The following is a 25,844-nucleotide window of genomic DNA, read 5'->3' as shown; positions in this document are numbered from 1 at the left end:
ACAACCAAAGATCCTTTTCATAAATATAAGTGTCACTTAATCTCCATCTGCACTCTTTAAAAATTTTCCTAATAAATGAGCAGGTATAAATGAAAATAGCATGTAAGAAAGGATTAAAAAAATATAACCGATTCCATGATATTGGATGATGATTACTCCAATTACAGCTAAAAATAAGCTCATTATAAGATTAATTTTTGTATTATTCATTAAGAATTCCACCAATTGTATTCTTCCCCTTCTTAAATTAGAATTCAATATAGATTCTAGGATCAACAGAATTAGATTTTGAGAGATTCCAGCTGCCTTTATGAATTTCAAAATGAAGATGCTTTCCAAAGGAGCGGCCTGTATTCCCCATATATCCTATTGTTTGTCCTTTTGTAACCGAATCTCCATCTCGTACCGTATTTTCTTCTAAATGAGCGGAGACAGTGGTAAAAATCTGTCCATCTATATTATGAGTAATGAATACGACATTTCCATAAGAACTAGAATAATAAGAGCGGATCACATTTCCGTCGGTGATCGCAACTACTGGAACATTAGCTTCTCGATTAGCAATGTCAATTCCGGCATGAAGTTTATTCCAACGTGCACCGTATTCTGAGGTCACTCTGCCGGCCGTGGGCCTTATAAATGTATCTCCTGTTTTTCTATAGGGGCAGATTGAATTTCATTATGTAGAGGCTCCTCTGCTTCCCTTTGAGCATTCTCTATTTCTTGTTTTATAGCTCCTTCCTGGGCTTTAAGAAGCAAAGATTCATCTTCTAAATCTTGAAATTCCTTGACTAGTTGTACCTCTTCTTCACTCATGGTTTTCATTAGTGTACTCTTCTCAGTCAAGTTTAGCTGCAGCTCCTGTTGCAGCTTTCTTAACTCCATCAAGTTCTCTTTATTAAAATCCATTCTATCTCTTAATTGTTCTTCTATTTGCTCTTTTAATTCTCTATCTTCCTTGTAATCCTGCAGCAATTCTTTATCAGCTTTTAAAATAGTAGCAATGGCATTAATTCTATTAACTAAATTACCGATACTTTGAGAATCTAGCATTACATTTAAATAATTCGTAATGCTACCATTCTCTTGTAAAGAACGAGCTCTCTTTTTCAATAATTCTGTACGCATATCGATACGTAAATCTACTTCATTTAGCTTTTTCTCATGAGAGTAAATATTTTTTTCCATGATACTCATGGCAGCTTCTTTCTCTTTAATTTCCTTATTAATATTAAAAACAGTTTCATCTAATCTTTTAATTTCCTGGTCAATCTTATCCTTTTCTTGTTTGATATTCTCTACTTTATTTCTTACAAGATGAATATCCTGTTGATTGGATTTAGTCTTCTCTATAATATCTAATTGCTTATTCTCCAGGTCATTTACTCCTTCTCCATATACATTAGTGGGCCATAAAATAAGCAAACAACTTAATCCTATACTGGCAAATATACTTTTCTTCAACTTATATTCTCCTATTTTCCCTGTAATAATAGATTTCGTACTGTTTAGCACTGTATCCTCCACTATCTAAAGCAGCAAGGACTGCTAAATATATAAAAATAAAAACCGAAATATCATCCTCATTAAGATAAGTTATTTCGGTTCATCCTTCTCTTTATCAACAATTAAAATTTCTTACTGATCGCAAAAATCAAGTTTATTTTATACATAAGCACTTGTTGCAATGGCAGCACTAACAAGTACTAACACCATAAATTCCACAGCTTTTTTCATAAGAAAACCCCTTTATAAAATGAATTATGATTTTTAAAATAGTTCAATGGCTTTAAATGTCATAAAACTTATATTCTTCTCTATTTTTAACAAAGTGAGAGAAAATTAACATAACAGCACCTAAAAAGAATAATATATTTGAAATAAATGATTTCGAAGTGAAAAAATGTATATTTATAAGGACTGATATTGCGAGAGTCTCAAACAATGCCAACATGTAGATCCCTTGTTTAACTTTTTTGTCCAGCTCCGCTAACTGTTTCACATTTTCTCTATTTGCTATTTGATATTTTCTTTTAGACACTAAAATGCTAGAAATAAAGTAACTTGAAAGTACTACTATAATCGAGCTTAAGATCAAGTTAACTTTAAACAAATAGAATGCATATATAAGTATCAATAAAACACTACTAGACCAAATCGGGCGAACCAACATATACATTGCTCAAGACTCTCCTTATCTTAATAAACTACTGTAACATTTTCTAAAAAAGGTGTTATATCAATTGGATATTCTTCATTACCAAGTCTACAATCAATAGAAAAACTGGATTCTCCAGTAAACAGATCAATATCTGGTATCCCTACAAGACAACCAACAATTTTAAATTCAGATGGATCTCCGAATAAAAAGCGGCGGATTTTTTGATCTTCCATATTAATTTCCCCTTTCATTATGATATTTATAGTAACATCGGATATTCCCAAATAAAAAAGCCAATATCCAAGACGGATATTGGCGGTACTTCCACTCAATAAAATTTGCAAAAAAGAAAATTCAAGTTTTTAATTGACTTAATATTAACATAATTTATTCAAAAATTCAATTTTTAATCATTCACTGAACTTGTCATTTCAATGATGAAATTTGAAAAACTTTTAAAGTTCTTTCTAATAGTATAGAGAGTTGGATGATTAGGCAGCCTTTCTTTATCATAATCACGTTGAGTTAAAACGGGATCTTTTATTTTTGAAAAGCAGTAACGATACGCATTTAAATAATCATCCCGATTATATTTGAATTCTTTTTCAAATAAATCATTACTAAAATAAGAATGGTTATATTCTGGAGAACGCTTTCGACAATAAAAATATAATAAATTCAGAAAGACTGTATTTATTTTATATTCTGGAAAAGCCGCTTCAATTTTCTTATAAACAGAGGGCCCAATATAAACAGAGGTGTTTCTAAACTGATACTTATCTCTAAATTTTTCTTTGTTTTTCTCCGGATTTCTATCCTTCACTAGAGGGCGCGAATTCTGAAGATAGTATTCAAATCCCTCAAAGATCATTTTTGCCCAGGAGCTGCTTGCTTCCTTTATTTGTTGTAGATCATTATGAAAACTTTCTGGTAAAGACAGTGGTATAAGAATTCCTTTTTCTTCATTCATAATTAAACACCTATTCAATACATTAATATGTTGAATATGATCTATTCACATTTTTAAATAAATCATATAGTAGTTCAGACTATATTCTTGTGGATATGATGCAGTTGCTAAAAAGAAAATTATATCTTTCATTAATAGCTATATCGGTGGTACTTTGTCTATTATTTAGGTCAATATTGGTATCTGGATAAAGATCTACATCACTCAAGCAACTGGTCTTTAATCATTCTTAACCAATCATAAGGTACCTGATAAAAATGAGAAACCCGATCATCTAAATAAACTTCGCTATTTATCACTTCAAACTTATAAGGAGTACCTAAAAGCTTTAAAGTGTTACTACCATCCCAACATAATACATAATTCTCTTGCTGCCATTCCTTTGGATTTTTTATATCTTTACAACCTTTATATATCTTATATAACACATACATCATGTTGGTGCGTATATCATTCCTACATTCGATCATGATTTCACCATCTTTCAATTGGTTTATCACTCATCCATTGGGATCTAGGATCACGATTCTTTCCTTGTTTTCGTTTATACTGCTGTTTTGCTTTAGGATCTCCCGGCCAATTCTCTTCTTCCGGTAAAATTGTCAAGGTTACTCCCGCTTCAGTAGCAAGCTCCAGTGCAATTTCAACACCTAAATCAAAAATAATATCTCTCTGTCCTTGATAAGTTAAAATTTTATTAACACCAACTAACAAACATCCTTCTAGAGGAACTGTATTATCTGCTGGCAATGCCCTTTCATAGCCTCGTTTTGTTTCCACAAATAAAGGTACTCCCTTACTATCTTTAGGTAAGCGGCTAAAATCTGGAGACCAGGCAAAAGGTACATCTTCCGGATTTTTAAAATAATGATAATTATCAGGAATGACATTCATATTCCGCATGAAACGTCCTTCCCTTTGACAAACGGCCGGCGTGTCATAATCATTTAGTGGATCTACTCTCTGATTATTTAATGTACAAGTACTTCTTTGTGAATCAAAATGTTGGCATAAACTACATGTTGCATGAATTTTTTTCATAGTAATTAACTCCTCTTTTTTAATAAATGTGGCGGTATATCATTTTTACAGTATTTAATTTTGATTTGATGATCATTTAGAAATTGTAATTCTTCTTGAGTAAGATACTTACTGCACTTCGCACACTTTTCTGGGGAAACATCTTGAACATTTTGAGGACGTTCCTGATGAGTAGATAGATTAACTGCAGGGTTATCGCCCCATTTTCGATAAGGCGCTAAATCTTTCCATCCCATTTGAAATTTATCACATGCTTTTCTTAAAGCATCACTTTCTGCAGAGAGAACAGCATTTTTCAAGTTCTTTATTTTCAAAGTATCTTCATACACCTGAAAATTTGCAAATCCAATACCTTCCCGCTCAGCACCTAAGATTTTTAATACACCTTTAACTTGGACCTGAGATTCCTTTTCATAGATGACTGGATCTCCAACTAGTTTCCATGACCAAAATACACCCGCAACCTTTTCCAATCTTTTAATATATGCTTGAACAGGAATGCTAGCAATATCCTTACTTTCATTTAATTGAACAGTTCCCTTCGGAAAAGGTGCTGTTAATTCATCCTTTATTTCATTATAAATTTCCTGCATATCTTTCATTTCTTGTAAATTCATATAACCACCTCTAAACCTTGTATTTCATAAAATACCAAATAATACATATAAATTCCTCGGTTTGATTATATATTATATATTTTGTCAAATCAAGTAAACAATTACTGTTGCTTTAAAATAAAGATTGATTAAATTGATACTAATACCCTTGATAAATGAACAAAAAGAAAAGGCTTGTTTTGAAAAAAGATTGATCAAAACAAACCTTTAATATATTCAATTGAATTATTTTTTTATAAAAATGTTGGATCATTTTTGTAGTACTTCCTTTAAAGCGTGCATTTAATCGGACAAGGTAGTACCCTATTATTTTAATCGTTCATCATACATTAATTGAATTTGTATCCCAAAAGGATCTTCTATAATACCATACGCTTCACTAAAAACATTTTTTTCTAATGGAATGATTATTTTCACTCTCTCATCAGAAATCAAATTACTATAAAATCTTTGTATTTCTTCTAAGTTGGCGCTTTGTATGCAAAGTGACGTATTATTTCCAATGTTATAACTTTCGCTTGGGTTCATTGTATCTTCTGCTATCATTAGCTTTGTTTTTCCAATTTGTAAAACGGAATGAGAAATATGATTTTTATTTTCGCTAGTGATTTCAAAAGAATTATCTCTTTTGGCCATATCTTCATACGTAACAATCATTAACTTTTTGGCGCTTAAAGTACGTATATAAAAGTCTATTGCCTCCTTTGCTTTTCCATTCATTGATAAAAAAATAGCAATTTCTAATGTCATACATATCTTACTCCTTTTCTAGTTGATAACTATAATATAGACTAAAAAGGTATCAATATCTGACACCTTTATTAGAGGGAAATATGAAAAAATCTGAACGAATAAATGATATGCTTATTTTTCTTAACAACAAAAGGAATTTTAATTTAAAAGACTTAATGGATAAATACGATATTTCTAAAAGTACAGCACTACGAGATATTCAATCATTAGAAGAAATTGGGGTACCTATATTTTCCGAATTAGGTAGAAATGGAAGCTATAAAATCTTAGAAAATAATATTTTATCTCCTATTTTTTTTAATGTAGATGAAATGTACGCTTTATACTTTTCACTACTTACGCTAAATGGATACAAAACAAAACCATTTAATATAGAAAGTATTACCCTAGAAAATAAATTCAGAAATGTATTACCTGAAAATGTACGTGCAAATATTTCCACTATGGAAAAAACTCTTTCCTTTGAGGTAACGAATCACAGTAACTTTAGTCCATATTTAAAAGAGATTTTACAAGGTATTTTTGCTGAAAAAGTATACCATTTAGTCTATTTAAAAAAAGGGAAGAAGGAGAGAATAGTGTCCCAATTCATTCGAATAGAATCTAAGTTTGGCCAGTGGTATGCTAAGATCTTTAATTTTAAGACAGAGAGCATTAAAATACTTAGATGTGACAAAATTCTTTCCATTACAGAAACAAAAAAGACTAACCCTAAAAAGTTGGAAGTATTACTAAGTTATCTTGATACTTTTCATAGAAAGCCTGATGCTATTGATTTCACTGTCCTTGTTAATAAAAATGGAAAAGATATTTTTGATAAAGAAAACTATCCTTCTATGAAAATTAAAAAAGAGAATGAGAATTATGTTATAACTGGCTATTTTAACAGAACTGAAATAGACTTTATCGCAAACTACTTTTTAAGGTTTGAAAAAACAATTATTTCAATTCGTCCTGCTATGTTAAAAAATATAATCTATGATAATGTCCTATCTATAAAGCAGCATATAGCCTCTTTGGAATAAAATTTGTTGATATATGTGGTTCGAATATTTCTCCATTCATCAATTTTAGTTCATAATGTAGTTTGGAATTAGGCTTTTTTATAAAGCCGCAAAGGAAAAAATCCTGCATATCAACACAGGATCTTTTATCATTCTTTATTACAAATTATCAATCTTTATTTTAAGTAATCGAACTTTGTTTTAAATGATCAAACTTTATTTTAAATCTACACATTCATTATATAGGTCCCTTAACTAATTAGCCATGTGGTCTATTTAATCATGATAAGTTCTCTTCTAGTTGAATTATTTTTTTTATGATTTCTTCTCGTTTAATTTCTTTTAAAGGAAGGGACTTTGGGGGCGCTGGCAAGTTAAACTCAATATGTGAATGAGGTAGCTCAAACAGTAGAGTTCCTATCTCATCTTTATATTGATTTTCAATCACAATCCAAAAAACGCGTTTTTCATGATGAGGTGTGCCCCACTTAGCCTTTTCCATTGAATTTCTAAAGTGGAGACACCCTCCAATAACAAAGTCATCTTCTTTCGTTTTTTCTGCAGATCGAAAACCATTTTCTTTTATTAGTTTCCAAATTGGTGGAATAAGTTTATCTAAATATATGCCGTATGTTGCGTCTTCATATTTCGGAAATAGCTGTTCAAGCTCTTTAATATTCCTGTTCAGTACTTCCTTCCATTGTTCTTTTATATAAGTGGATAGCACTTCTCCTAACTCATAGATTGTCATCTGTGGTTGAATATTTACTGTTGCCATATGAATCCCTCCATATTTTTCATCTTACAAATCAAGCTTACAACATTAAAGCCAATTCTAAAGTTTTTTAAAAAAATGGCTGAATTTATAATACTTGATTTGATAAACTTTACATTATGGAACAGCTTTCAAATATAGGGGTGTGCTCATTGAAAAAAATAAGACCTATAGATATTGCAAAAAAATTAAATATTAGTACAAGCTCTTTAAGGAGCTATGAAGAAAGAGGAATTGTGCCGAAACCTGAACGGTCATCTACTGGTTATAGAATATATACAGAGGAACATGTAGCCTATTTTGAATGTATTGTAGCGATGTCTTCCGGATTTGGAATGGATATAACATCAGCTGTTCTAAAAAAATTGCAACGAAAAGAACTAGACGCTGCTCTTTGGATAATAAATAATGCACAAGTAGCAAATTATGAAGACAAAATTATTATTGAACGAGTGAATAAACACCTTGAAAACATGACTCACGAACACTCTATGACTACTGGAGAATTGTCGCTTCAGACAAATATACCTCCATCAACTCTTCGATATTGGGAAAAGGAAGGATTTATTACGTCCAAAAGAGAAGAACTAAATAACTATCGCTTATTTGACACATTTCAGCTCATAAAAGTCTTATTAATGAAAATAACTCAGAATGCAGTTTATTCATATGAGGTTATTCAAATAAAAAAGGAGATTAAAGAATTAAACCAACATGATCTCGAAGAAGTAAGAAAAGTAATACATGATATTCAAAAAAATATAAATAAACGTAACCAAAAACAGCTTAAGGGGATATTCTATCTATATAAATTGTGTAAAATATTAAACCAGCATTGAATATATAGTGTTTTTTCTATAATATTGTTTGTAACTTTAGGAAGTATGTAAAAACACCAATTCCTTATCAAGGGTTTGGCGTTTTTGTTTTTTTGTTGATTTTAAATAAAGTTTGATTAAAAATATCGAATGAAGTTGCTTTTGATGGCAAATTAAAAGAATCCATTTTGAAAAAGAGTGATCAGAATGGATTCTTATCTAGCAGTTTCAAGTTTTGATTTTATAAAAAAGTTTAATCATTTCAATGATCTTATTTCACAATCGACAAAATTATATTTACATATCCATATCTTCATCTTCGAAGTTTTCTTCACTTTCCTCTATTCTTAATGCTAAGTAATCTTCAATTTCATTAAGAACTTCTGGAATATCTCTTACTATAGGAATATCTAATAATATATTCTCTTTGTAAAAATCCATATAAGAGTTCTTTTGTTTCTCCTTTTTTACTCTTTTTGGAATTAAATATTTATTAATACTGTTATCTAATTCTGCTAGTAAATCATCAGAATACAATATTAGATGATAATTTTGAAACCAGTATTGTTCATCGACATTTTCTTTTAATTTGTCAATTTCCTCTTTTTCGAAGTACCCCTTTTGTAGGTAATATGAAATTAAGATTTGATTATTTGTTTCGAGTACGCTACTTTTATTTTCTTTTAATATATCCGTGAAATCCAAAATTTTTATTGCGTAATAAAAATATAATTGCTCTTCATTAAACGGTGTTTTAAGGGCTTCTCTATATCTTACTTGGAAAAATTTATGGAGTTTGTTGTTGTCAAAATTACTCATATCATTAAATTTATCAATTGTATACAACATAGTTTCAGGAGATAAGTTAAGGAGAAAACATAATTGGTGATAATCATAATCCTTAACTTGATATTTCTCAAGGTCTAACTCTCTAAAATATTTTGTCTTAAAGAAATTATTTATAAAGACTTTTTTAAGTTTATCACCTTTCAATTTTGACACTCTAAAAACAAGTTGGTTAATAAAATATAGCTTGTTATCATCTCTTTCCTTGTCGAATCTAACATTACAATGAGCAATTAATTTTTTCCAATACCTTGCAACTAAGTTGTTATTATTGAAAGATTCATATGTCCAAACTTCTTTTTTATTATCATTTCTTTCTAATTCATATTTCTCTAAAACCTTATCAAAGATCTTTGTTACTTCATCAGTATCATTTTTATTGCAGAAAAAGTAAAAATCATCAGAGAAATAGGAAAACTCACAGTCAATCCCTGATCTTCTAATTTCTTCTTGAATGTCATTGCTGATATTCTTCAAGTTACTTTCTGCGAAATATAATGACAAGTAATTCCCCATTATTAATCCATTTGTTTTTCCTTGATTCATATTAGATAGGAATCGTTCTTCATGTTCTTCAAAGTCTATTAAATGCGTATATACCCTTCCATAGTATTCCTTTATATCCATCTTAAGCAGCTGGTCATATACACATAGTCTGTTAAAATCTTCTTCTAATTGTTTATCGTATTCTCCTGATACAAAATCCCCAGTCTCAATGTTTGCAGATAAGCGTTTATGTAAAGGATCTAATTTTTGAATGGTCTCAAAATTTGATAAATCCTTAAAATGTTCATAAGCGACTACAAAATTTAAGATATTTGGCATTTTCAGGGTGCGATACCTATCTTCTTGTTTTTTAACTCTAAAATTAAAAGGATCAACCCAGATCAAATTGCTAATATCGAATGAAGTTATATCTTCTGGCATTTTAAGTGCATCAACATCCAGAAAATGCTTAACCGCATTTTTAAAATTATACAAATTATTAAGTTTCATCTTTTCCTCCCAACAATATGAAGCATCATTTCAACTAAACCTTTTTATATGTTATTTTACTAATGTATTGCTCTTTTACATAGTGTTTTTTAGTTGAAAATAAATTTGTACTTCAAGACAAAAAATATGTGTTCTTCTTCCACAAAACTGCTTCTTTTCTTCAATAAGAAAAAACCGAAATTTTTAATTTCGGTTGATCTTTTTTATAAACGGTTAAACTTTTTTCAAAACGGTATGACTTTCTTATAAACAGTAAAACTTTGTTTCAAATCAACAATTACTAATAAAAAAAAAATCCTCTTTTATTGAGGATTTGCCGGGATAAAGAAATAATATATGTCTGGAATGTATTGAAGTAATATCCATAATAATGGTGCACCTATAACCATTCCAAAACCAATTCTCTTTCTTGGGGGATTTTTAGCTGCCATTAACCAAATAGCAATTCCTAAGTATCCACCAAAAAAGATAAATGGTTCAAATAAAACTTTTAGTAGATTATAAACTTGTTCTCCCCAAGGAATAGTTAGATCAACTAAACCTCTGACAGATTCTTCACCAGTTGCTTCATGTGGCTTATTTTTACTACTAAAGTATGAAATTATTAATGGCAAATAAAGAGTAAGGAGTGCACCAAACGCACCAAAAATGGAGAATAAATAAGCCTTCCTTCTTCTATAAGGGTTCTTAGATGCAAATAAATAAAAGAAAAATCCTATTAATATAATAAATCCAAATAAGGGGAAAAACAGAATTTGAACAAAACGTATCCCTTGTCCCATTATTTCTTGAACAGCTGGTATCATATTCATGAATTCCTTTCTATATATTCCTCTCAATCTTATCTATGATGTCCCACACGGAAGAATCAATATAATAAAACTGACTTCTACTAATGACATTATCTGTTGCATGACCGATATAATCATGCTCCACTTCTTTTAATTTTACATTCACTCTAATAGGATTTTTCAGATCATTGTAGTAGAGATCAGCTACAACTCGTAAACTCTTTTTATCAAAAACCATTTTACTTTTAACAAATTGAACAGATGTTAACTTCCCATCTCGTGTGAGACGCTCCATAATATCCTTCACTTTTTGCTCTTTATTTTCTCCTACTTTAGTAAAAACATCATTCATATACTGTTCTATTGTAAAAGCATCCGGATATAAATCTGTTTCCTCTAAAAGAGAAAGAGCAAATAAATACTCAAGGGCCGCTTCAGGTTTTGAATATCTCTGTTCGAGACTTTTAATAAATTCATCACCCTTAATATCAGGGCTACGAGAAGCTTCCATTTCTTTTTTTAAATCTTCTTCTAGATTAATTAATTCTTTTTTTACTGGGGATGATATTTCAAGTACAGACAGTTTGACATAAACAGCAATACCTGAAAAAACAATCATTAACATTCCCGCAATTATTATGATTTTTTGCAAGGTCTCCTTCCCCCATCACTTCATCTTTAAATATCGTTTCATAAACATAAAATCAATCCTTTGGTAACGGGATATAAAGTAACGGATTGACTGTCTTCATCTCATCTCCTATGTTTTTCAGAAGCTCCAAGTGTAGATGAATTTCATCAGACTCTCCTGTAGTCCCCATTGTCCCTATATATGTACCTTTATCAACAGTTTCACCTACTTGAACGACACGAGTATCTAAATGGGAATAAACAGATTCAAACTCCTTACCATAAACAGTATGTTGGATATGAATCACGTTTCCTTCTGAATTAGAGAAAAGTGATTTCGTTACGATACCATCTGCAACAGATATCACTGGTACAACACCTTCACTATTTTTTCTTATAGCAATTCCGTTTTCCCATACTCCGTGACGGTATCCATAGGTTGTAGCGATTGTACCAATAGTAGGAAAGGTAAATCCTTCATTACTAATGGGTATCTCGGCAGCCTTAGAACGGCCATTTGTAAAATCTCCTACAGAGTTGTCTTTCGTTTCTTTTTTAGAAGAAGTTTTCTCTACGGCTATATTGTCAACATTCTGAAGCTCTTTCTCTTTTATCTCCAAATCTTTCATAAGGTAGATTTTTTGTTCTTTTTGCTGATTAATAATATCTAAATTCCCTAGCATTTCTACCTTTAGAGCTCCTATTGATTTTTTCGCCTCATCTAAGGAAATGATATTTTCATCAATTTTCTCTTTCTTTTTTTCATGTTCTTTAAGGAACTGTTCATCTTTCCCAATTTCTCCAAAGCCAGCCCCAATTCTTTTATAAAAAGGATCTTCAGAAGTTCCAAAAACGAAACCGAAATATCGACTCACTTTACTTTTTTCTTGGATCTTGTTAGCCCTCTTCATTTGTCTTTCAATTTCTTCTCTCAACTTTTCAACTTCTTTTTCTTTTTTAATAGAAGAAGTATGTAAATCGGTTACTTTCTTCTTCATCTGATCATAATTTTTCACATTATTCTTTATAGCTGAATCCAGACTATTAATCTGTTCTAATAAAACATTGTAATCATTTTGTAGCTTATAAAGCTCCACCTTATCCTGAGCTTGGATAAGGGGAGACTGATTGTTTTCTTCAGCATAGGTAACTGGCACATTGAGAAAGACACCCAAATTGATTGTGAAGATAATACCAATGACGTATTTATTTACATTCACTCCCCTTCATCCTTCCTTTAAAATTATTGAATATTCATTAAATCCTTCTCACACGGCCATTAAATTTCTCTCTCCAATATCCTTGTGACATATCAGCAATTGCTACACCTGTAGAACCCTGAGCACCGATGAATTTCCCATTTCCAACATAGATCCCTACATGTCCATCTCTTTTATAAGTATTGAAGAATACGAGATCTCCAGGTTGCATTTCACTTGAATTTACAGCCTTTCCTTTATTTTTTAAGGTCTCAGTGCTTGTACCGGTTAAAGGACCTAAATCAATACCAACCTGTTTAAAAGCCCAATGCACAAAACTTGAACAATCAAATCTTCCGTTTTTGATATCATTTTGATTTCGTCCTCCACCAAAAACATATACAGAGTTACCAATCCATCTATTCCCTACTTCTACTACGCTAGTATTTCCTCCACCTGAACCACCACCAATAACTAAATGACCTCCACCTATAGCGGCACCATTTTTAAATGAGAGTCCACGATTATAGACTGAATTCACATAAACTGTTGACTTGTTATAAGCACGAAGCGCTTTTTTTATTTGAGCTTCATTTCCAATCACATAGCCACTAGCTTTTAAATAATTTGCTGCTGAGAAAACTGCGTCTTCTATTTCCCATGGAGACGCGGCACCATTTGCATTTGCATCAACGCCATATCCTCCGTATTTCGAAATTGTGGCAGGATTTGTAACAAATGCTATAATTCCATCAAGAGGGCCTATAATATGTCCGTTGGATGTTACTCTCATAGTTGGACTACCTTCAAATCCCCAACCAATCCATGTTCTGAGCATAAACTGGAAGTGGCCTTTTGCTCCAACAGGTGATCCCTTGCTAGGATCAGAAGCAGCGGGATTTGCACTAAATGTCGTTTCTTCAGCATGCACACTCGCTAATATCCACCAGTCTACTCCAAAAGCTTCTCCTGCCATCTCATATAACTCTTTTAAACTTTCAGGATACCAGCCAGCTAGACCTGAACCACTAAATAATCCACTGGTTATACTGCTACTAATACAACTGGAAACATCCGGTTTATAAATGGCACAGGCTATAAGTTTTTCATAATTCACACCTACTTTAGGGAAATTATCATCAATATGACTAGCAGTCTCCACTACATATTCGACATCCCTTGCCTTTACGAGGCGTGCTAATTCTCCTTGAGGATTATCAACCATTAGAAAATATAACAATGCTTCCGCACTATAAGTAATAGGTACTGTTCCTTGATCATCTAAGAGATACAACGTATATTTGTGATATACTTCAATCGTACAATTCCCCTCTGACCTTGATCCTACATGTTCATATTCCCCAGTTACTAACGAATATGTAAATGCGACACTGGAATAAACAACACTCGCATCAGTAACGACATCCCGTGCTGGTAAATCTTCAGTAAATTCGTTTGTAGAAGTCTCTGTGTAGCTAGAGCTTGTTTCTTCTCCTGTATCAGGATCAGTGGAAGTACTCTCATAGGTACAACTAATTTCTTCACGCACATCCTTTTTTTCACCACTCGATTTCCCCATGTTGATTTTTAAATTAACGGAAGTATGGGTGAAATAATAATCATATGCTTCATTTATAACGTTATAAAACTTTTCTTGAGCTTTATCTCGATCGTCTTCAGTATCCATTGGTGTATCCCTATATTCCTCATGCCATGCCTTATAACTTTTTCTTTTGAGATTTTTATAGTTATATAGGGTGGCGGTTAAGGCCCAACTAGGTACAAGCTTAGTTCGTATTTCCTCTAAAAATACTTCGTTTACTGGTGGGTAAGGATGAGAACTTTGTTGACTTTGTAACTGATCAACTAAAGGATCGGCCAATTGTTGTGTTCTATCTACCACAACTTCTTTAATCGTATTATCGAATAAAACTTCCGCTTTATTCCTTTCTCCACCCTTACCAAAGAAATCAAAATCAGCAACACTATCCATAACTATAAATAATAGAACCATTAGCAATATGATAATCAAAGCATATGATCCTATATAGGAACCTACAGTTTTAATGATCATAGGAATAAATTTTTGCATGAAAAATTTCAAAAATTTCGCTGCGGCTTTAAACCCTTTCGCCGCTAATCGTCTAGATCTTTTATTTTTAACAGCAGATTTAGCGATTTGTCCCAATTGATCGGTAGTCTGTTTTGCTATATCTTGACTATTGGGATTTTTACTCAATTTTATCTTCCTTCCTTTATACGAATCCCCTATGCCTTGGTGCTTGTTGGCTTGTTAATCTATTACCTACTCCATGAATTGCATCAGCTACACGATCACCTGTATTTCTCATTTCAGCACCCTGTAAGCCTGGTTTGTAATAATCAGCAGGATTAAGATGTCTAGGATTGAAAGTTGTATCCATTGTGCTTCCTCCCATCCCTTTTAAGAAAACGTCTGATGTTCTATGTAAATGTTCTGTTGAACCACTTAATGGTGATTTTACGAGTGAAGAATAAGCTCCATCTTCATTCATTTTTAGATTTGGCTGCACATTGGAAAACTGATAACCTATTTCTCTATTAATTCCATCGCTAAGTAACGGATCAGCACGACCAATTGGACTGATTCTTTCCAAATTGTCATTACCGCGATCTAAATAAAAAGCACTACCCTGATTATTTTGTAGCCATTTAACATCTTGACCAGGATACATTTGACTAAATTGATCAAGATTAGCTCCACCTAGACCACCTAACTCATTGGAATTTAATAGTCTTTGTCTTGAAACACCACTGAAGGCATGTCCAATTTGTCGCCCAGCACCTCCAAAACCAACTAAAGCACCTGTCGATTCACCTAAATTCCCAAAAAACTCTCGACGTTTTGAAATATCCCTAAATCCTTCTTTAAAACTTCCAGATCCTTTTAATTCTTTAAAAGAACGATGAATATTACCTCCAAAAGCACCTATATTCCGCGATCCTTGTAAAGCTGCCAAGGAAAAACCTTTCCCAAGACTAGCACCAAGTTGTGAACCTTGTGGTCCTAAAACCATACCTGCAGTTCCACCTATAAGCGCTCCGGTCGTACCTACACCAGATTTAACTCCATTCCAAAGCTTAGAATGTTTTCCATCTGCTAGTGAACTAATTTTAGTTTTAGATTGATTTGCAAGATTAATATTCTTTTCTCTAAAAGGATTTCTTCTCGACATTACCATTTTCGACGCTCTTGCAACTTGTGCAGCGGAGGATACGCCCATCATTCCAACTCTATGCATAGCATTATTACTCTGAGATAATTTAAGCCAAGACATAATCATTCCTGTTAACGGAATAAATAAGATTAGTAGAATCATTTTGAATACAGTTCCAGATGCACCACTGACTAAAGTGGATAACATCAAAAATAGAGTCAAGATAATACCATGGAAACTTTGAATAAAAATCATGCCACATAGTTCCCGTACCCAAGTTCCAAAAAAATGTCTCGAAGCCGGATATAGGAGTGAAAATCCAGCTATTGGAGCCAATAAAATTAATAAAAGGATTATTACCTTTCTGAAAATGTATAAGAAATTTAAGTAAAGTGCTAACAACCATTCAGCTAAGAAAACAATAATGTCTGTGAACATGTATTCTTTACTTGTTGATGTAAAACTTAAACTCTTATAATCTAGTCCATCCGCTTCCATATAACTTCGAAATCCTTGTACAATCTCTTGATTCATAATAAGTAGAGCTTCAATAAAGAGATCAAATGTCATGAGAAAGATAAGAACTACAAACCACATTTTCACTTCTTGCCAAAACTCTGATTTTCTTGCCCCAGATAGTCCAGTAAATGTTAGCTTTAAAGCAGCTAACATCATGGTCAAGGTAAGTAAAAATGAAAATGTTCCTTTTAACATAGTGATCATAGGATCAATGATTTTGGTCTGCTCATCAGTAGTAAAAATACCGTAAACTAACTCAGGTTCCTCATCACTCCAAATACAATAAGGATTGCCAAATACTAAATTAGCAATCGAATTAACCCCTGCGAAATTCACCAAGCTAGTGATTAAATCAATTGCATATCCCTCTTGTATGGAAGCCTCTTCTTTATGGTATTTTTCAATACCAGCCTTTGCTGTTTCACTAAAAACAGCTTCACAAGAAGATGATTGTTCTTCTTTCTCTTCTTTTTCTTCAGCATAAGTCGTTTGATGAGGAAATAGCAGTAGAAAAACAAATAACAATAGGGTTATCTTTTTCAAAGTCTCACCTCATTACAGCTCTAAGGGTCAATCGACCCTTAGATTATTTCACTTCTTCTTTTCTTTGATTTAGCTGCATTGGAAGAAACCCAACTAGATGCTGCCTTCATAGTTCGACCTGAAGTATAAATCCCATCAGCTACATGTTCTCCGACTGTGTTTGCTTTCTTACCCAATGCCACATTTGCAAAATACGCATCTGGGTTAATTTGTGATGCATCAAAACTTGGATCAGCTATACGACTGTGAGTAGTTGCAGCTGTAATTGTTTGTGCATCAATTCTTCCATTATTATTACCTCCGCCAACAATGTAGGAGTTACCTGTCCTCATTAAATCAGGGGTAGATCCTGACATTCCAACAGTCACAGGTGATGTTGAAATATTACCGGATGAACTAATATTCTGATTACTCATATTCGGTGGTAGACCCGGATTACCAGTTAAATTGACAGGTGAACCAGCTACAACTTGTTGTGGTCCCGAACTACGAGTTAAATTAAAATTAGGGCCAGCTGATACTTGTTGCGGACTCGGACTGCGGGTTAAATTAACATTAGAGCCAGCTGTAACATGTTGCGAGTTTATACTGCTCGGAGAACTAATATTCACACTCTGTGAACCTGGATTATGACTTAAGTGAACATTAGAATTTCCATTGATAGACTGATTACTCATACTATTTACTGGAGCAATATTTGAGTTAATTGCTCCTGCAGGATTAAAACCACCTACGACAGGTGAATTTCCTGTTCTCATTAAATGAGGAGTAGAAGCACCTGATCCAGGTGTAATAGTTTGTGTTGTTGGATTAATTGCAGCATTAATCACCGGTGATGATACTTGTCTATATGAACCATTTTCTTGCAACTCCAACCTTCCGTTAGCAGCATTAGCAAATTGGAAAGGTGTCGCTCGAACAGAACCATTTTTTAATGTTGGATCAGCTTGTCCCATAAGCCCCATACGAGTCCATTGACCGTCTGGTGTTTGCATCATTAAAGCAGATCCCTGATTCGTTTGCATATGTAAAGCCCTAGCTCCTGGATATAGTTGTGCTAAACCTTTTAAAGAAGGAGCCTCGTAATTTCCATCTTTCCCTCTAATGGCTAAACCGCCTTTTTCTTGAGGAGTGTTAACTAATCGATTACGAGAAACACCACTTAAGCCGTGTCCAACATTCCTACCTAGAGAACCAAGACCTACCATACTGCCTACAGATTCACCCATATTCCCAGCAAAATTTCGTCTAGCTTCAAGGTTACCCATAAATGCCTTAATACCTTGACCATTAGCTCCATTGTATGTAAATGGAGTAATAAGATTTTTAGCAGCATTACTAAAACCGTAAGCTACGTTTCTAGAAGTTTGTAAAACTCCTTCGGAAACAGCTTGTCCAGCTTTCGCTCCTGCCATGATTGCATTAGGATTACCAGTTACAGAAGCAGCACTCGCTCCAAGAAAGGCACCAAGCGCTCCTGCCCCTTTTTTTGTATTTTGCCAGCTATGAGAATTCATTCCTAATGCCGAAGAGCTAATACTAGTTATGGCACTATCGGAGCCACCTCCCGCTGAAATAAGCGCATTTTCTGCTGAACTAGAGGAACTGTTAAAACCATTATTTGCTGAACTTGAACTCGAGTTATTGGAAAACATATTACCGCCCCGTAATATATTCCCGGCCTGTTGAGAAACCATAATGGTACTCATAATTCCGCCTAATCCAGCCGCTGCCATCATGGTACCCATTTTGGTTGCATTATCACCTGAATTTAACCAGCGCGAAATCATTCCAGTTACAGGAATAAACATCATCATTAATCCTAGTTTCATAATGACTCCTGCTCCTAAATCGGCTAGCAACACAAACACATAAAGAATAATCGCATGAACTGATTGCAAAGCAACATTCCCGATTAATTCCCTAAACCAAACACCTAAAAATGAACGTGTTTTCGCGAATAGCATGGAGTAAGCAGCAATTGGTCCCATTACGAGAAGGACAAGGATAATTATTTTCCTTGCAATATATACAAAGTTTAAAATAATCGCTAAAATCCATTCTCCAAGGAATGTGATAATAATTGGCATCATTCCAGTTACAGGATCTCCGCCTTCAGCATAGTCTTGCATGAAATCTGCAATAATAGAGACTCCATCAACTTTATCTCCAAGTAAGGCACGTATTGATTGAGTGAAAGCAGTATTTAAATTGAAGATAATGTCCGTTATTGGAATAAATGCAACCATAAATAACATAGAAAATAGCCACATTCTTACATCTTCCCAAAAATCTGCTCTAGATTGAGGGCTTAGGACATTAATGACTCCTAATTTCAAAGAAGAAATCAACAACGCAAGGACCAGTAATGTAACATAAACACCACTCAACATTTTCATCATAGGATCTACAATGGTTGTTCTCTCTTTTTCAGTAAAAATTCCATCCGAGGATAAATTGTCATCCTTGTCTAACCATAAGCAGTAGGGATTACCATATACCAGTGTGTTTAATCCGGCTACTTTTCCAACATTAAATACATTTTGAACCTGGCTGGCAATAAATTTTTCAGCCATATTAGCATCATTCTCTTTATATTCATCGATGCTTTTATTCACATCATCACTTATCAGAGGAGTTCCACAAGACCATGTAATATTAGGAGTCTCTTTCCCTTTTACAGGCTCTACATGGTTTGGATTGACCGGTCCCACTGGAGGTTTCGGACCTAAAATATCTGTTATTGTTGTTCCTCCTGTATTTGGAGTTGTAGAAGTAGATGGATTTTTCACTGGCCCAACTGGAGGCTTCGGACCTAAAATATCTGTTATTGTCTGGCTACTCCTTGTTTCGTCATCCAGAGTATTTGCAAATGTTTGAATAGATCCTAGAAACACAGTAACTAATAGAGTGATACCTATTACTATTCGTTTCAAGTGAATCACCTCTCTTTAACCGCTCATCTTAATGTTTTGGTTCGTATTTAAGTACGTCCATTCACTTGGAGTTGGTTCACTTCTGAAAGCAACAATTTCTTTTCCAGCTTTAAGAATGACATCTCCTGTATCGGCAGTACGGATCATCTGTCCAACCTCATCTGAAAAACGGAAAGTTTCTAAAATCGGTTCGATATCTTGATCTGATTGTTTTAAAAAGGCTACTGTATTAAGCTGAGCGATAACATCCTGTGCTTCTTCCGTTCGATGAAACATTTCATAACGTTGAGATACAAGAGTTAAGCTTACATTCCATTTACGGCCACGCGCAGACAATAACTTAAAGAATTCCATCATGCTTGGGTATTTAAGCATCATCCATGCTTCATCTTGTACAATTCTTTTCTTTGATTTTGGATCATTTTTAATAAAACGATTCCAAGTCCATGTCATTAGCACGTGTTGAGCCAGTGGACGTTCAATACCATTAGAAGATAAACGAGAAATATCAAAATTAATAATCGGAGCTGTTTCTAAGTCCATGTCAAAATCCGAGATTAGCTCTGTTTGACCATCAAACATTCCAAATGCTCTTCCTCTTCTGAAAAGGCTGATAACACTTAATAATTCTTCTAAACCAGGTACATTATTTTCTTTCTGTTTTACTAACTCTTCATAAACATCAGAAATCGTTGGCATTTCTGTATATTTCCTCTGCCAAGTCAATTGTCCATCTTCATCTATTTCTTCGAATTTTTGATAAATGGAGTTTGGATCTTCCGTTATACCTTTTTCACTATATAACTTGTTTAAAGTTTCATCTAAAATACCTAGTTCAGTTGGTGTAAGTGCTGCACCAATTTGTCCAGAAGCTGATTCTTTCATGACTTTAAAAAACTCAATAACTTCTTTTACTTTTTCATTTAGATTTACTCTTTCGACAACAAACTCATCCGGCTTGTTTTTATTGAATATTTCTTTCTCTACATACACATCGAGCGGATTAATACGACTAGTTTTCCCTTTATATGAATCTGAGCGTAAAACGATAACTGCTCCACCTAATGCCATTGTTAAATCCGTATACTCCGGTTCTACGTCAAAGATCACTACTTTATTAATTCCATCCATAAAACCGCGTCCGATAATTTGCTTAATAAAAACACCTTTACCGGCACCACTCTCTCCAAAAACTCCAACATTATAATTGTTTAATTTTTCATCAAAGTTATTGTAATAAACATATTCATTTCCATATACACCAATCGGCATGCCGCCCGTATGATTCAACTTACTTGATGTATGAGGGAAAATCGCTGTTAAAGATAGTTGATCTAAATTTCTTGATGCTCTTGATAAATAATTTCTTCCTAAAGGGACATTGGATAGAAAACCTTCTTTTTGTCTTCCATATGCATTAATTAATTCAATAGATTCTCCAGCAACATTTGTCTCTACATCCACACACTTTTGATTTAATTCTGTTAAACTATCAGCAAAAACAGTAGCTTGGATACTAACATAATAAAGACCATTTTGATTATTACGAATCTGGTCTCTTAATCCCTTAGTATCTTGTAATTTTTGAAGTGTTTCCTCAATTCTTGCTGTGTTATCCCCTCGGCTAGCTGAATAAAATACAGTCTCTAGCTGATCAATTTTCTTCTTTAACTTACGTTGGGCTTCCGTCCTATGAAAAGGTTCAATATGTACAGATACGTCCATATCATCACCAGAGAATAACCCTTCTAACCAGTTAATTCGGACCGTTCTAGGATAACCAGATGGTTTAATAAAAAAAGTTCGCCCATACTTTATCATCCCAAGTCCAGTTTGAATTTTAAAATAATCATCATAAAACGTGATACCATCATTTAATGCATTATCGATTAAGGTCGGAAAAATTAATTCTTTTTCATCTCTGACTGGTTCAAGAGACTTGACTTTCTTCTTCTTCTTCCGGAATATATTCTTCATAATCTTCCATAACCTCCGCTAAGTTTTGTACTAAATCTTCGAATCCTGGAAGTGTCTCTGGATCTACTGTAATGTAGTTTGAAATCTTTTCTCTCCCTGCTTCCACTACACCCTCAATCGGATGTAAAATCATTCTCTCTCTATTAAGAGCACGTTTAACAATTTCCATAGCTTGTAATGAATCTAATATTTCGGATTCTATCTTGGCACGAGCTAACATTTTTTGAACAATTGTGGCCTGCTGATACAATATTTCAGCAATACGTCTTTCCTTTTGATCTTGTGTTAACTTGCCCATCTTGGAAGGCTCATATATATAGCTCACAATATAGTAAACTCTTCTTGTTAACCGAAAATCATCTGTAGCCCGCTTTGAAATGTACTCAATAACTTCATTGTTGTATGCTCTAGTTTGAGGATTAACACTTTCTAAATTTTCCTTAAATCGGACTTTTTCTTTTCTTAAATCTTGACGAACAGCTTGTCCAACGAGATGAACTGGGAAATTAATTACACGAAAAAGTGATTGGTAACCTAGAATAATACTCTGCCTTTCACTTGCATTGAGTAGATCAAAGTTAACAAAATCTGTTGCAATTGCCAGAGAGTATTCATTTCTAGATTTTTCAAAAATCCCATATTTAATATCTTGAACTTCTATCAAATCCTTTAGCGATACTTCATCCTTATTTCTCTTTACCTTCTTACTTTTCACTTTCTTTTGTTCAGTAATATCCTCATTGCCTCCACCTTGCTGTTCTTCAAGAAATTGTTTTCTTTTCCATCCGAACACCGGTTCATTATTATCTTGTCGTTTTTTTGCAATAACAGCCAAAACTAAAACAAGTCCAGTTAGACCTATTGAAAAAAAGACAAATATATCAAAAATACCCATACAATTATGTTTCTCCTTCCTTAAGGATGATATTTTTTCTGAGATAGATGATATTTTATTTTGGTAACAATAAATTCTGATAAGTATTGTTCATATTTATCCAAATGAACAAAAGCCATAGCAATTGCTGTTCCAATAGCGAAAATAGAGAAAAAGAAGCGAATACCAACATCAGCAATCCCAGCAATAAAAGGTATATTTCCAAATATTAAGACTCCTAACGATATCCCCATTGTTGGAAATACGATCATAAACTGTCTTTTTGAAAATATAGCTAATACTTCCTTCTCCTCTTCTGTTAAGTCGACTGGAACGATAATATCCATGTTTTCTCCTCCCTCTTAATAAACTTTCTACTCATTCCATGTTGCTTATAAAAAGAAGAGTGGACATAATGATCCACTCTTTTTAAATTTCTCCATAAACGTTTTACACAATTTTCACAATGAGTAGATCATAGAAATACCAAGACTATTTCATAATGTCACCAATAGCTGGGGCTAAATACCATGCTGCATAAAATACTAGTGCTCCCGCAGTACAACTGATTAAAGCCATCCACACAGTTCTCATTTTAGCTGCACTAATCGAACCAAAAATGATTACAAGAGCGATTATCAGAATAGCTAATGTAAATGCTCCTCCTCCGATTCCACCAACTAATTTAATAACTTTAGTAATGGCCTCATTGATCTTAGTATTACCACCCGTGTAAATATCTTGTGTTATCTTTGTTGAACCTAAAGCAAAATCATTGAGAGCTAATTTAGTACCTAATTTTAAAAACATATTTCTCACCTCCTTAAAAACACAAAAAAAAGGACCGCAAACAAGGATCATGATCCTTGATTGCGGTCCTTCCGCTTTCATGAAAAATTAATTGATTAACTTACCTCTATTATCTATAAATTGACTTTTTGTGTCAAACAATTTATTATTAACACCGTTTTAAAAAATATATAATAGTCCAAATTGCTTTTTATGTAATCATTTATTTTGATACTTTATTTAATTATTTATCTTCTTTTAAAATGTGTTTCTTTAATATTATCAAAACGAAGGTCTTTTAAACTTTGCCCATCTTCGTTAACTTGATAACGGACTACGATAGTACTATATTGATATGTATCTATGCTTCTTTTGATAAAATTTGCTAGGAGACCAACAAGCTGCTTGAAGCCAGAATCAGCCATTGCGTCCTCATCCGGTTGATTTTTTTCTAACAGTTCACTGTTGTCCATTATTTGAAAACTATTAGAAAATTTAATTTTTTGCAAATTATTATCTCTAATAAAAAATTCTATCGTCCCAGTTGAATTCTTCAGACATGCATTTACAATTTGACTGTCAGAATACATCCCTTCTCTAATTTGATAAGCTAAATTTACGTTTTGATTAATTTTTGTGTTCATTTCGCATCTTCTCTCCTTTATTTTTAAACTACTTTTATACTATTAAAATACTGTTTTTTCATATTTCATGTGAAAAAAGTATTGAATTTTTCTGAAATTTCATCTAATTATAGTACAAATATATTATATAATTCAACAAGATTCTCCATAAAAGTAAGATACTTTAAGTAAAATTGGACTTTTTTCCTATAATACCACTCCCATATTTATTCATTTTTTCATTTCTATTCCTCTTCCTTTACCGTCAATTAATTAACAGTAAAGGAAGAGGAATAGATATATATACCCATTCCTTGTTCCCATTTACATTACTCTAGAATTAGAGTTATCCTCATATCCATACTGGATCATTTCTGGATCAACCCAACTTTCTATATTAAAAGTTTCAAAATCAATATAGTGTCCATTCACTAAGAATACTTCTCCAATATGGATATCTCCCTTATAGTTAGGTAAATTCCCTATAAGTCTTAGTCTTTCACTATTAAATTCAAGAAAATATTGATCATTTTTCTCTGATATTTTGCCTATCATAGTAACAAATCCCTCAACTTGGGTAAAATTCGGCGTAGCCGTAATCATATTCGCCACTTCAGATCCATATTTTTTCTCAATCATGTTATATTCATTTATTGGAAGCAGACTATTTGAAATGTTTTCTTCCTCAAAGTGAAAGTAATTGTTATCAGGAATAGTCATTTCTGGTTGCATATCTGATTCAGAATGTAGTGAAAATGTAGTATCTTCTACAATAGGGGTTGTTATTTTGTCTAATAACATATTCACGTTTTGCATCATATCCTCTGTTGGAATACTATGCAGCGGTTCTTGAGATGAAATAGTATCAGCTGAAAATACTGGAATATCCGATGTTACCAATAATTCATGTTGATTTTTATTCTCTTCCTTTTCGTTAACAATGTTTTCTAATTCATCCCAATCATGCACTTCTTCTTGAGGCTGAATAATATGTTTTTGTAATGGAGTATGTATATTCCATTCTTGTTTAGGCACCCATTTTGATGGTCTGTTTACAACGAAAAGATCCCAAGCAACTGGTGCTAATCCTATAAATCCTAGTGCAACGAGATAAATTATTATTGCATCTACACCTGTCATAATATAATCCTCCTAAAAAAGTAAGTTTTAGTCATTAAAAAAGCCCATAAAGGTAGTGTCGATTCAATAAAACCGTCACTTCCCTTATGGGCATTAGTTATTAAAATAAAAAATATATTTAAATACAATAAGTATATTAAAACGCAAAAAAACTTACATAAAGTAAGATAACAAAAAAGAAAAATTCTTCTCCTGCATAGGTGAAGTAAAGTTAAAAAGTAAATATAGTACTATTATACCATCTTCTTCTTTTATGTACAGTTTTTTCTTTCTAATTTTATTAAACTTAATTTATAAAAAAATTAAGTTAGGGATTACTACTTCACTGTGCTATACTTAGTCTACCATTTATACTATTACTAATTGTGTTTCATATTTGTTGCATAAGCCCTATTCAAGAAATGAATAGGGCTCTTTTTCTTTATTTCCTATTAAATGAAACATTCTTTACTCAATGCGGGGTTCTTCATGCTCTAACAAGCATAAATAGAACCATTCAGAATTTCAGGAAAGTCACTATCCCACTAAACCTCTTCTTCCACACATCGACTTAAAACCGGAGTCTTACTGTCTCTTAAAACCAAATAAAAAGTTGTTTAAGAAAATAAAAAAACAGACCCTACAAGTAGGGTCTGTTCTCAGCAG

Annotated in this window: 26 protein-coding genes; 2 read left to right on the top strand and 24 right to left on the bottom strand. The window is 32.9% G+C overall.

The window, feature by feature from the left end:
* Positions 1 to 36: 36 nt before the first annotated feature.
* From BFA01S_RS22455 to BFA01S_RS13880, 10 genes are all read right to left on the bottom strand, one after another.
* The gene (locus tag BFA01S_RS22455) at positions 37 to 210 is read right to left on the bottom strand and encodes a hypothetical protein (RefSeq protein WP_156483703.1); all 174 of its coding nucleotides are present in this window, start codon (positions 208 to 210) and stop codon (positions 37 to 39) included.
* A gap of 37 nt (positions 211 to 247) precedes the next feature.
* Entirely contained in the window at positions 248 to 616 is a 369-nt protein-coding gene (locus BFA01S_RS13920; protein ID WP_066231595.1) for a M23 family metallopeptidase, read from the bottom strand.
* Positions 617 to 633: 17 nt separating this feature from the next.
* Entirely contained in the window at positions 634 to 1,464 is an 831-nt protein-coding gene (locus BFA01S_RS13915; RefSeq protein WP_156483701.1) for a coiled-coil domain-containing protein, read from the bottom strand.
* Between the two features lie 325 nt (positions 1,465 to 1,789).
* Positions 1,790 to 2,179: a hypothetical protein gene (locus tag BFA01S_RS13910; protein WP_066231588.1), complete on the bottom strand. Its 390-nt coding sequence runs from the start codon at positions 2,177 to 2,179 to the stop codon at positions 1,790 to 1,792.
* Between the two features lie 20 nt (positions 2,180 to 2,199).
* Positions 2,200 to 2,394, bottom strand: coding sequence for a hypothetical protein (locus BFA01S_RS13905; protein WP_066231586.1), 195 nt, complete (start codon positions 2,392 to 2,394; stop codon positions 2,200 to 2,202).
* 173 nt (positions 2,395 to 2,567) lie between these two features.
* The gene (locus BFA01S_RS13900; RefSeq protein ID WP_066231584.1) at positions 2,568 to 3,131 is read right to left on the bottom strand and encodes a hypothetical protein; all 564 of its coding nucleotides are present in this window, start codon (positions 3,129 to 3,131) and stop codon (positions 2,568 to 2,570) included.
* A 200-nt stretch (positions 3,132 to 3,331) separates the two neighbouring features.
* Positions 3,332 to 3,619, bottom strand: a complete 288-nt coding sequence (locus BFA01S_RS13895; RefSeq protein WP_066231580.1) for a hypothetical protein — start codon at positions 3,617 to 3,619, stop codon at positions 3,332 to 3,334.
* Positions 3,606 to 4,172 (bottom strand): hypothetical protein, encoded by a 567-nt coding sequence (locus BFA01S_RS13890; RefSeq protein ID WP_066231578.1) that lies wholly within the window; start codon positions 4,170 to 4,172, stop codon positions 3,606 to 3,608. Before BFA01S_RS13890 ends, BFA01S_RS13895 begins: the two co-directional genes overlap by 14 nt.
* A 5-nt stretch (positions 4,173 to 4,177) precedes the next feature.
* Positions 4,178 to 4,789: a hypothetical protein gene (locus tag BFA01S_RS13885; RefSeq protein ID WP_066231576.1), complete on the bottom strand. Its 612-nt coding sequence runs from the start codon at positions 4,787 to 4,789 to the stop codon at positions 4,178 to 4,180.
* Positions 4,790 to 5,095: 306 nt separating this feature from the next.
* Positions 5,096 to 5,539 (bottom strand): VOC family protein, encoded by a 444-nt coding sequence (locus BFA01S_RS13880; RefSeq protein WP_066231573.1) that lies wholly within the window; start codon positions 5,537 to 5,539, stop codon positions 5,096 to 5,098.
* A 59-nt stretch (positions 5,540 to 5,598) separates the two neighbouring features.
* Between BFA01S_RS13880 and BFA01S_RS13875 the strand changes: the two genes are divergently transcribed.
* Positions 5,599 to 6,567 (top strand): helix-turn-helix transcriptional regulator, encoded by a 969-nt coding sequence (locus BFA01S_RS13875; RefSeq protein ID WP_066231572.1) that lies wholly within the window; start codon positions 5,599 to 5,601, stop codon positions 6,565 to 6,567.
* A gap of 259 nt (positions 6,568 to 6,826) precedes the next feature.
* On the opposite strand, the gene BFA01S_RS13870 is transcribed toward BFA01S_RS13875, so the two are convergent.
* Positions 6,827 to 7,324: a DUF6022 family protein gene (locus tag BFA01S_RS13870; RefSeq protein ID WP_066231571.1), complete on the bottom strand. Its 498-nt coding sequence runs from the start codon at positions 7,322 to 7,324 to the stop codon at positions 6,827 to 6,829.
* 149 nt (positions 7,325 to 7,473) lie between these two features.
* On the opposite strand from BFA01S_RS13870, the gene BFA01S_RS13865 reads away from it, so the two are divergent.
* Positions 7,474 to 8,160, top strand: a complete 687-nt coding sequence (locus BFA01S_RS13865) for a MerR family DNA-binding transcriptional regulator (protein WP_066231568.1) — start codon at positions 7,474 to 7,476, stop codon at positions 8,158 to 8,160.
* 276 nt (positions 8,161 to 8,436) lie between these two features.
* Here the strand turns inward: BFA01S_RS13865 and BFA01S_RS13860 are convergent, their stop codons facing one another.
* From BFA01S_RS13860 to BFA01S_RS13800, 13 genes are all read right to left on the bottom strand, one after another.
* Entirely contained in the window at positions 8,437 to 9,981 is a 1,545-nt protein-coding gene (locus BFA01S_RS13860; RefSeq protein ID WP_066231566.1) for an RNA-dependent RNA polymerase family protein, read from the bottom strand.
* Between the two features lie 302 nt (positions 9,982 to 10,283).
* Positions 10,284 to 10,793 carry a hypothetical protein gene (locus BFA01S_RS13855; protein ID WP_156483699.1) on the bottom strand — a complete coding sequence of 170 codons (510 nt, stop codon included), beginning with the start codon at positions 10,791 to 10,793 and terminating at the stop codon, positions 10,284 to 10,286.
* Between the two features lie 10 nt (positions 10,794 to 10,803).
* Positions 10,804 to 11,424 (bottom strand): hypothetical protein, encoded by a 621-nt coding sequence (locus BFA01S_RS13850; protein WP_066231560.1) that lies wholly within the window; start codon positions 11,422 to 11,424, stop codon positions 10,804 to 10,806.
* Positions 11,425 to 11,476: 52 nt separating this feature from the next.
* Positions 11,477 to 12,622 (bottom strand): murein hydrolase activator EnvC family protein, encoded by a 1,146-nt coding sequence (locus tag BFA01S_RS13845; protein WP_066231557.1) that lies wholly within the window; start codon positions 12,620 to 12,622, stop codon positions 11,477 to 11,479.
* Between the two features lie 37 nt (positions 12,623 to 12,659).
* Positions 12,660 to 14,789 (bottom strand): C40 family peptidase, encoded by a 2,130-nt coding sequence (locus tag BFA01S_RS23685; RefSeq protein WP_369690831.1) that lies wholly within the window; start codon positions 14,787 to 14,789, stop codon positions 12,660 to 12,662.
* A gap of 67 nt (positions 14,790 to 14,856) precedes the next feature.
* Positions 14,857 to 16,860, bottom strand: coding sequence for a hypothetical protein (locus tag BFA01S_RS13835; RefSeq protein ID WP_066231551.1), 2,004 nt, complete (start codon positions 16,858 to 16,860; stop codon positions 14,857 to 14,859).
* Between the two features lie 38 nt (positions 16,861 to 16,898).
* Positions 16,899 to 19,796 carry a hypothetical protein gene (locus tag BFA01S_RS13830; protein WP_066231548.1) on the bottom strand — a complete coding sequence of 966 codons (2,898 nt, stop codon included), beginning with the start codon at positions 19,794 to 19,796 and terminating at the stop codon, positions 16,899 to 16,901.
* A 15-nt stretch (positions 19,797 to 19,811) separates the two neighbouring features.
* Positions 19,812 to 21,773 (bottom strand): VirB4 family type IV secretion system protein, encoded by a 1,962-nt coding sequence (locus BFA01S_RS13825; protein ID WP_066231545.1) that lies wholly within the window; start codon positions 21,771 to 21,773, stop codon positions 19,812 to 19,814.
* Positions 21,727 to 22,668, bottom strand: coding sequence for a hypothetical protein (locus BFA01S_RS13820; protein ID WP_066231541.1), 942 nt, complete (start codon positions 22,666 to 22,668; stop codon positions 21,727 to 21,729). The genes BFA01S_RS13825 and BFA01S_RS13820 overlap by 47 nt, the downstream gene beginning before the upstream one ends.
* A gap of 20 nt (positions 22,669 to 22,688) precedes the next feature.
* The gene (locus tag BFA01S_RS13815; protein ID WP_066231538.1) at positions 22,689 to 22,994 is read right to left on the bottom strand and encodes a PrgI family mobile element protein; all 306 of its coding nucleotides are present in this window, start codon (positions 22,992 to 22,994) and stop codon (positions 22,689 to 22,691) included.
* Between the two features lie 145 nt (positions 22,995 to 23,139).
* The gene (locus BFA01S_RS13810) at positions 23,140 to 23,457 is read right to left on the bottom strand and encodes a hypothetical protein (RefSeq protein ID WP_066231535.1); all 318 of its coding nucleotides are present in this window, start codon (positions 23,455 to 23,457) and stop codon (positions 23,140 to 23,142) included.
* A gap of 227 nt (positions 23,458 to 23,684) precedes the next feature.
* On the bottom strand, positions 23,685 to 24,080 hold the full coding sequence (locus BFA01S_RS13805; protein WP_066231533.1) for a hypothetical protein: 396 nt from the start codon (positions 24,078 to 24,080) through the stop codon (positions 23,685 to 23,687).
* A gap of 303 nt (positions 24,081 to 24,383) precedes the next feature.
* Positions 24,384 to 25,199, bottom strand: a complete 816-nt coding sequence (locus tag BFA01S_RS13800) for a hypothetical protein (protein WP_066231530.1) — start codon at positions 25,197 to 25,199, stop codon at positions 24,384 to 24,386.
* Between the last annotated feature and the right edge of the window lie 645 nt (positions 25,200 to 25,844).

Source organism: Metabacillus fastidiosus NBRC 101226, assembly GCF_001591625.1.
Classification (GTDB): Bacteria; Bacillota; Bacilli; order Bacillales; family Bacillaceae; genus Metabacillus; species Metabacillus fastidiosus.
The sequence above is the reverse complement of the archived record's forward strand: the minus strand, read 5'-3'. Positions and strand labels throughout refer to the sequence as shown.

Coding starts and splice junctions, on each gene's coding strand:
- BFA01S_RS13820 (WP_066231541.1), bottom strand. CDS start 22,668: ATGGGTATTTTTGATATATTTGTCTTTTTTTCAATAGGTCTAACTGGA.
- BFA01S_RS13880 (WP_066231573.1), bottom strand. CDS start 5,539: ATGACATTAGAAATTGCTATTTTTTTATCAATGAATGGAAAAGCAAAG.
- BFA01S_RS13900 (WP_066231584.1), bottom strand. CDS start 3,131: ATGAATGAAGAAAAAGGAATTCTTATACCACTGTCTTTACCAGAAAGT.
- BFA01S_RS22455 (WP_156483703.1), bottom strand. CDS start 210: ATGAATAATACAAAAATTAATCTTATAATGAGCTTATTTTTAGCTGTA.
- BFA01S_RS13890 (WP_066231578.1), bottom strand. CDS start 4,172: ATGAAAAAAATTCATGCAACATGTAGTTTATGCCAACATTTTGATTCA.
- BFA01S_RS13825 (WP_066231545.1), bottom strand. CDS start 21,773: ATGAAGAATATATTCCGGAAGAAGAAGAAGAAAGTCAAGTCTCTTGAA.
- BFA01S_RS13810 (WP_066231535.1), bottom strand. CDS start 23,457: ATGTTTTTAAAATTAGGTACTAAATTAGCTCTCAATGATTTTGCTTTA.
- BFA01S_RS13800 (WP_066231530.1), bottom strand. CDS start 25,199: ATGACAGGTGTAGATGCAATAATAATTTATCTCGTTGCACTAGGATTT.
- BFA01S_RS13905 (WP_066231586.1), bottom strand. CDS start 2,394: ATGGAAGATCAAAAAATCCGCCGCTTTTTATTCGGAGATCCATCTGAA.
- BFA01S_RS13805 (WP_066231533.1), bottom strand. CDS start 24,080: ATGAACACAAAAATTAATCAAAACGTAAATTTAGCTTATCAAATTAGA.
- BFA01S_RS13815 (WP_066231538.1), bottom strand. CDS start 22,994: ATGGATATTATCGTTCCAGTCGACTTAACAGAAGAGGAGAAGGAAGTA.
- BFA01S_RS13855 (WP_156483699.1), bottom strand. CDS start 10,793: ATGAATATGATACCAGCTGTTCAAGAAATAATGGGACAAGGGATACGT.
- BFA01S_RS13885 (WP_066231576.1), bottom strand. CDS start 4,789: ATGAATTTACAAGAAATGAAAGATATGCAGGAAATTTATAATGAAATA.
- BFA01S_RS13870 (WP_066231571.1), bottom strand. CDS start 7,324: ATGGCAACAGTAAATATTCAACCACAGATGACAATCTATGAGTTAGGA.
- BFA01S_RS13860 (WP_066231566.1), bottom strand. CDS start 9,981: ATGAAACTTAATAATTTGTATAATTTTAAAAATGCGGTTAAGCATTTT.
- BFA01S_RS13910 (WP_066231588.1), bottom strand. CDS start 2,179: ATGTATATGTTGGTTCGCCCGATTTGGTCTAGTAGTGTTTTATTGATA.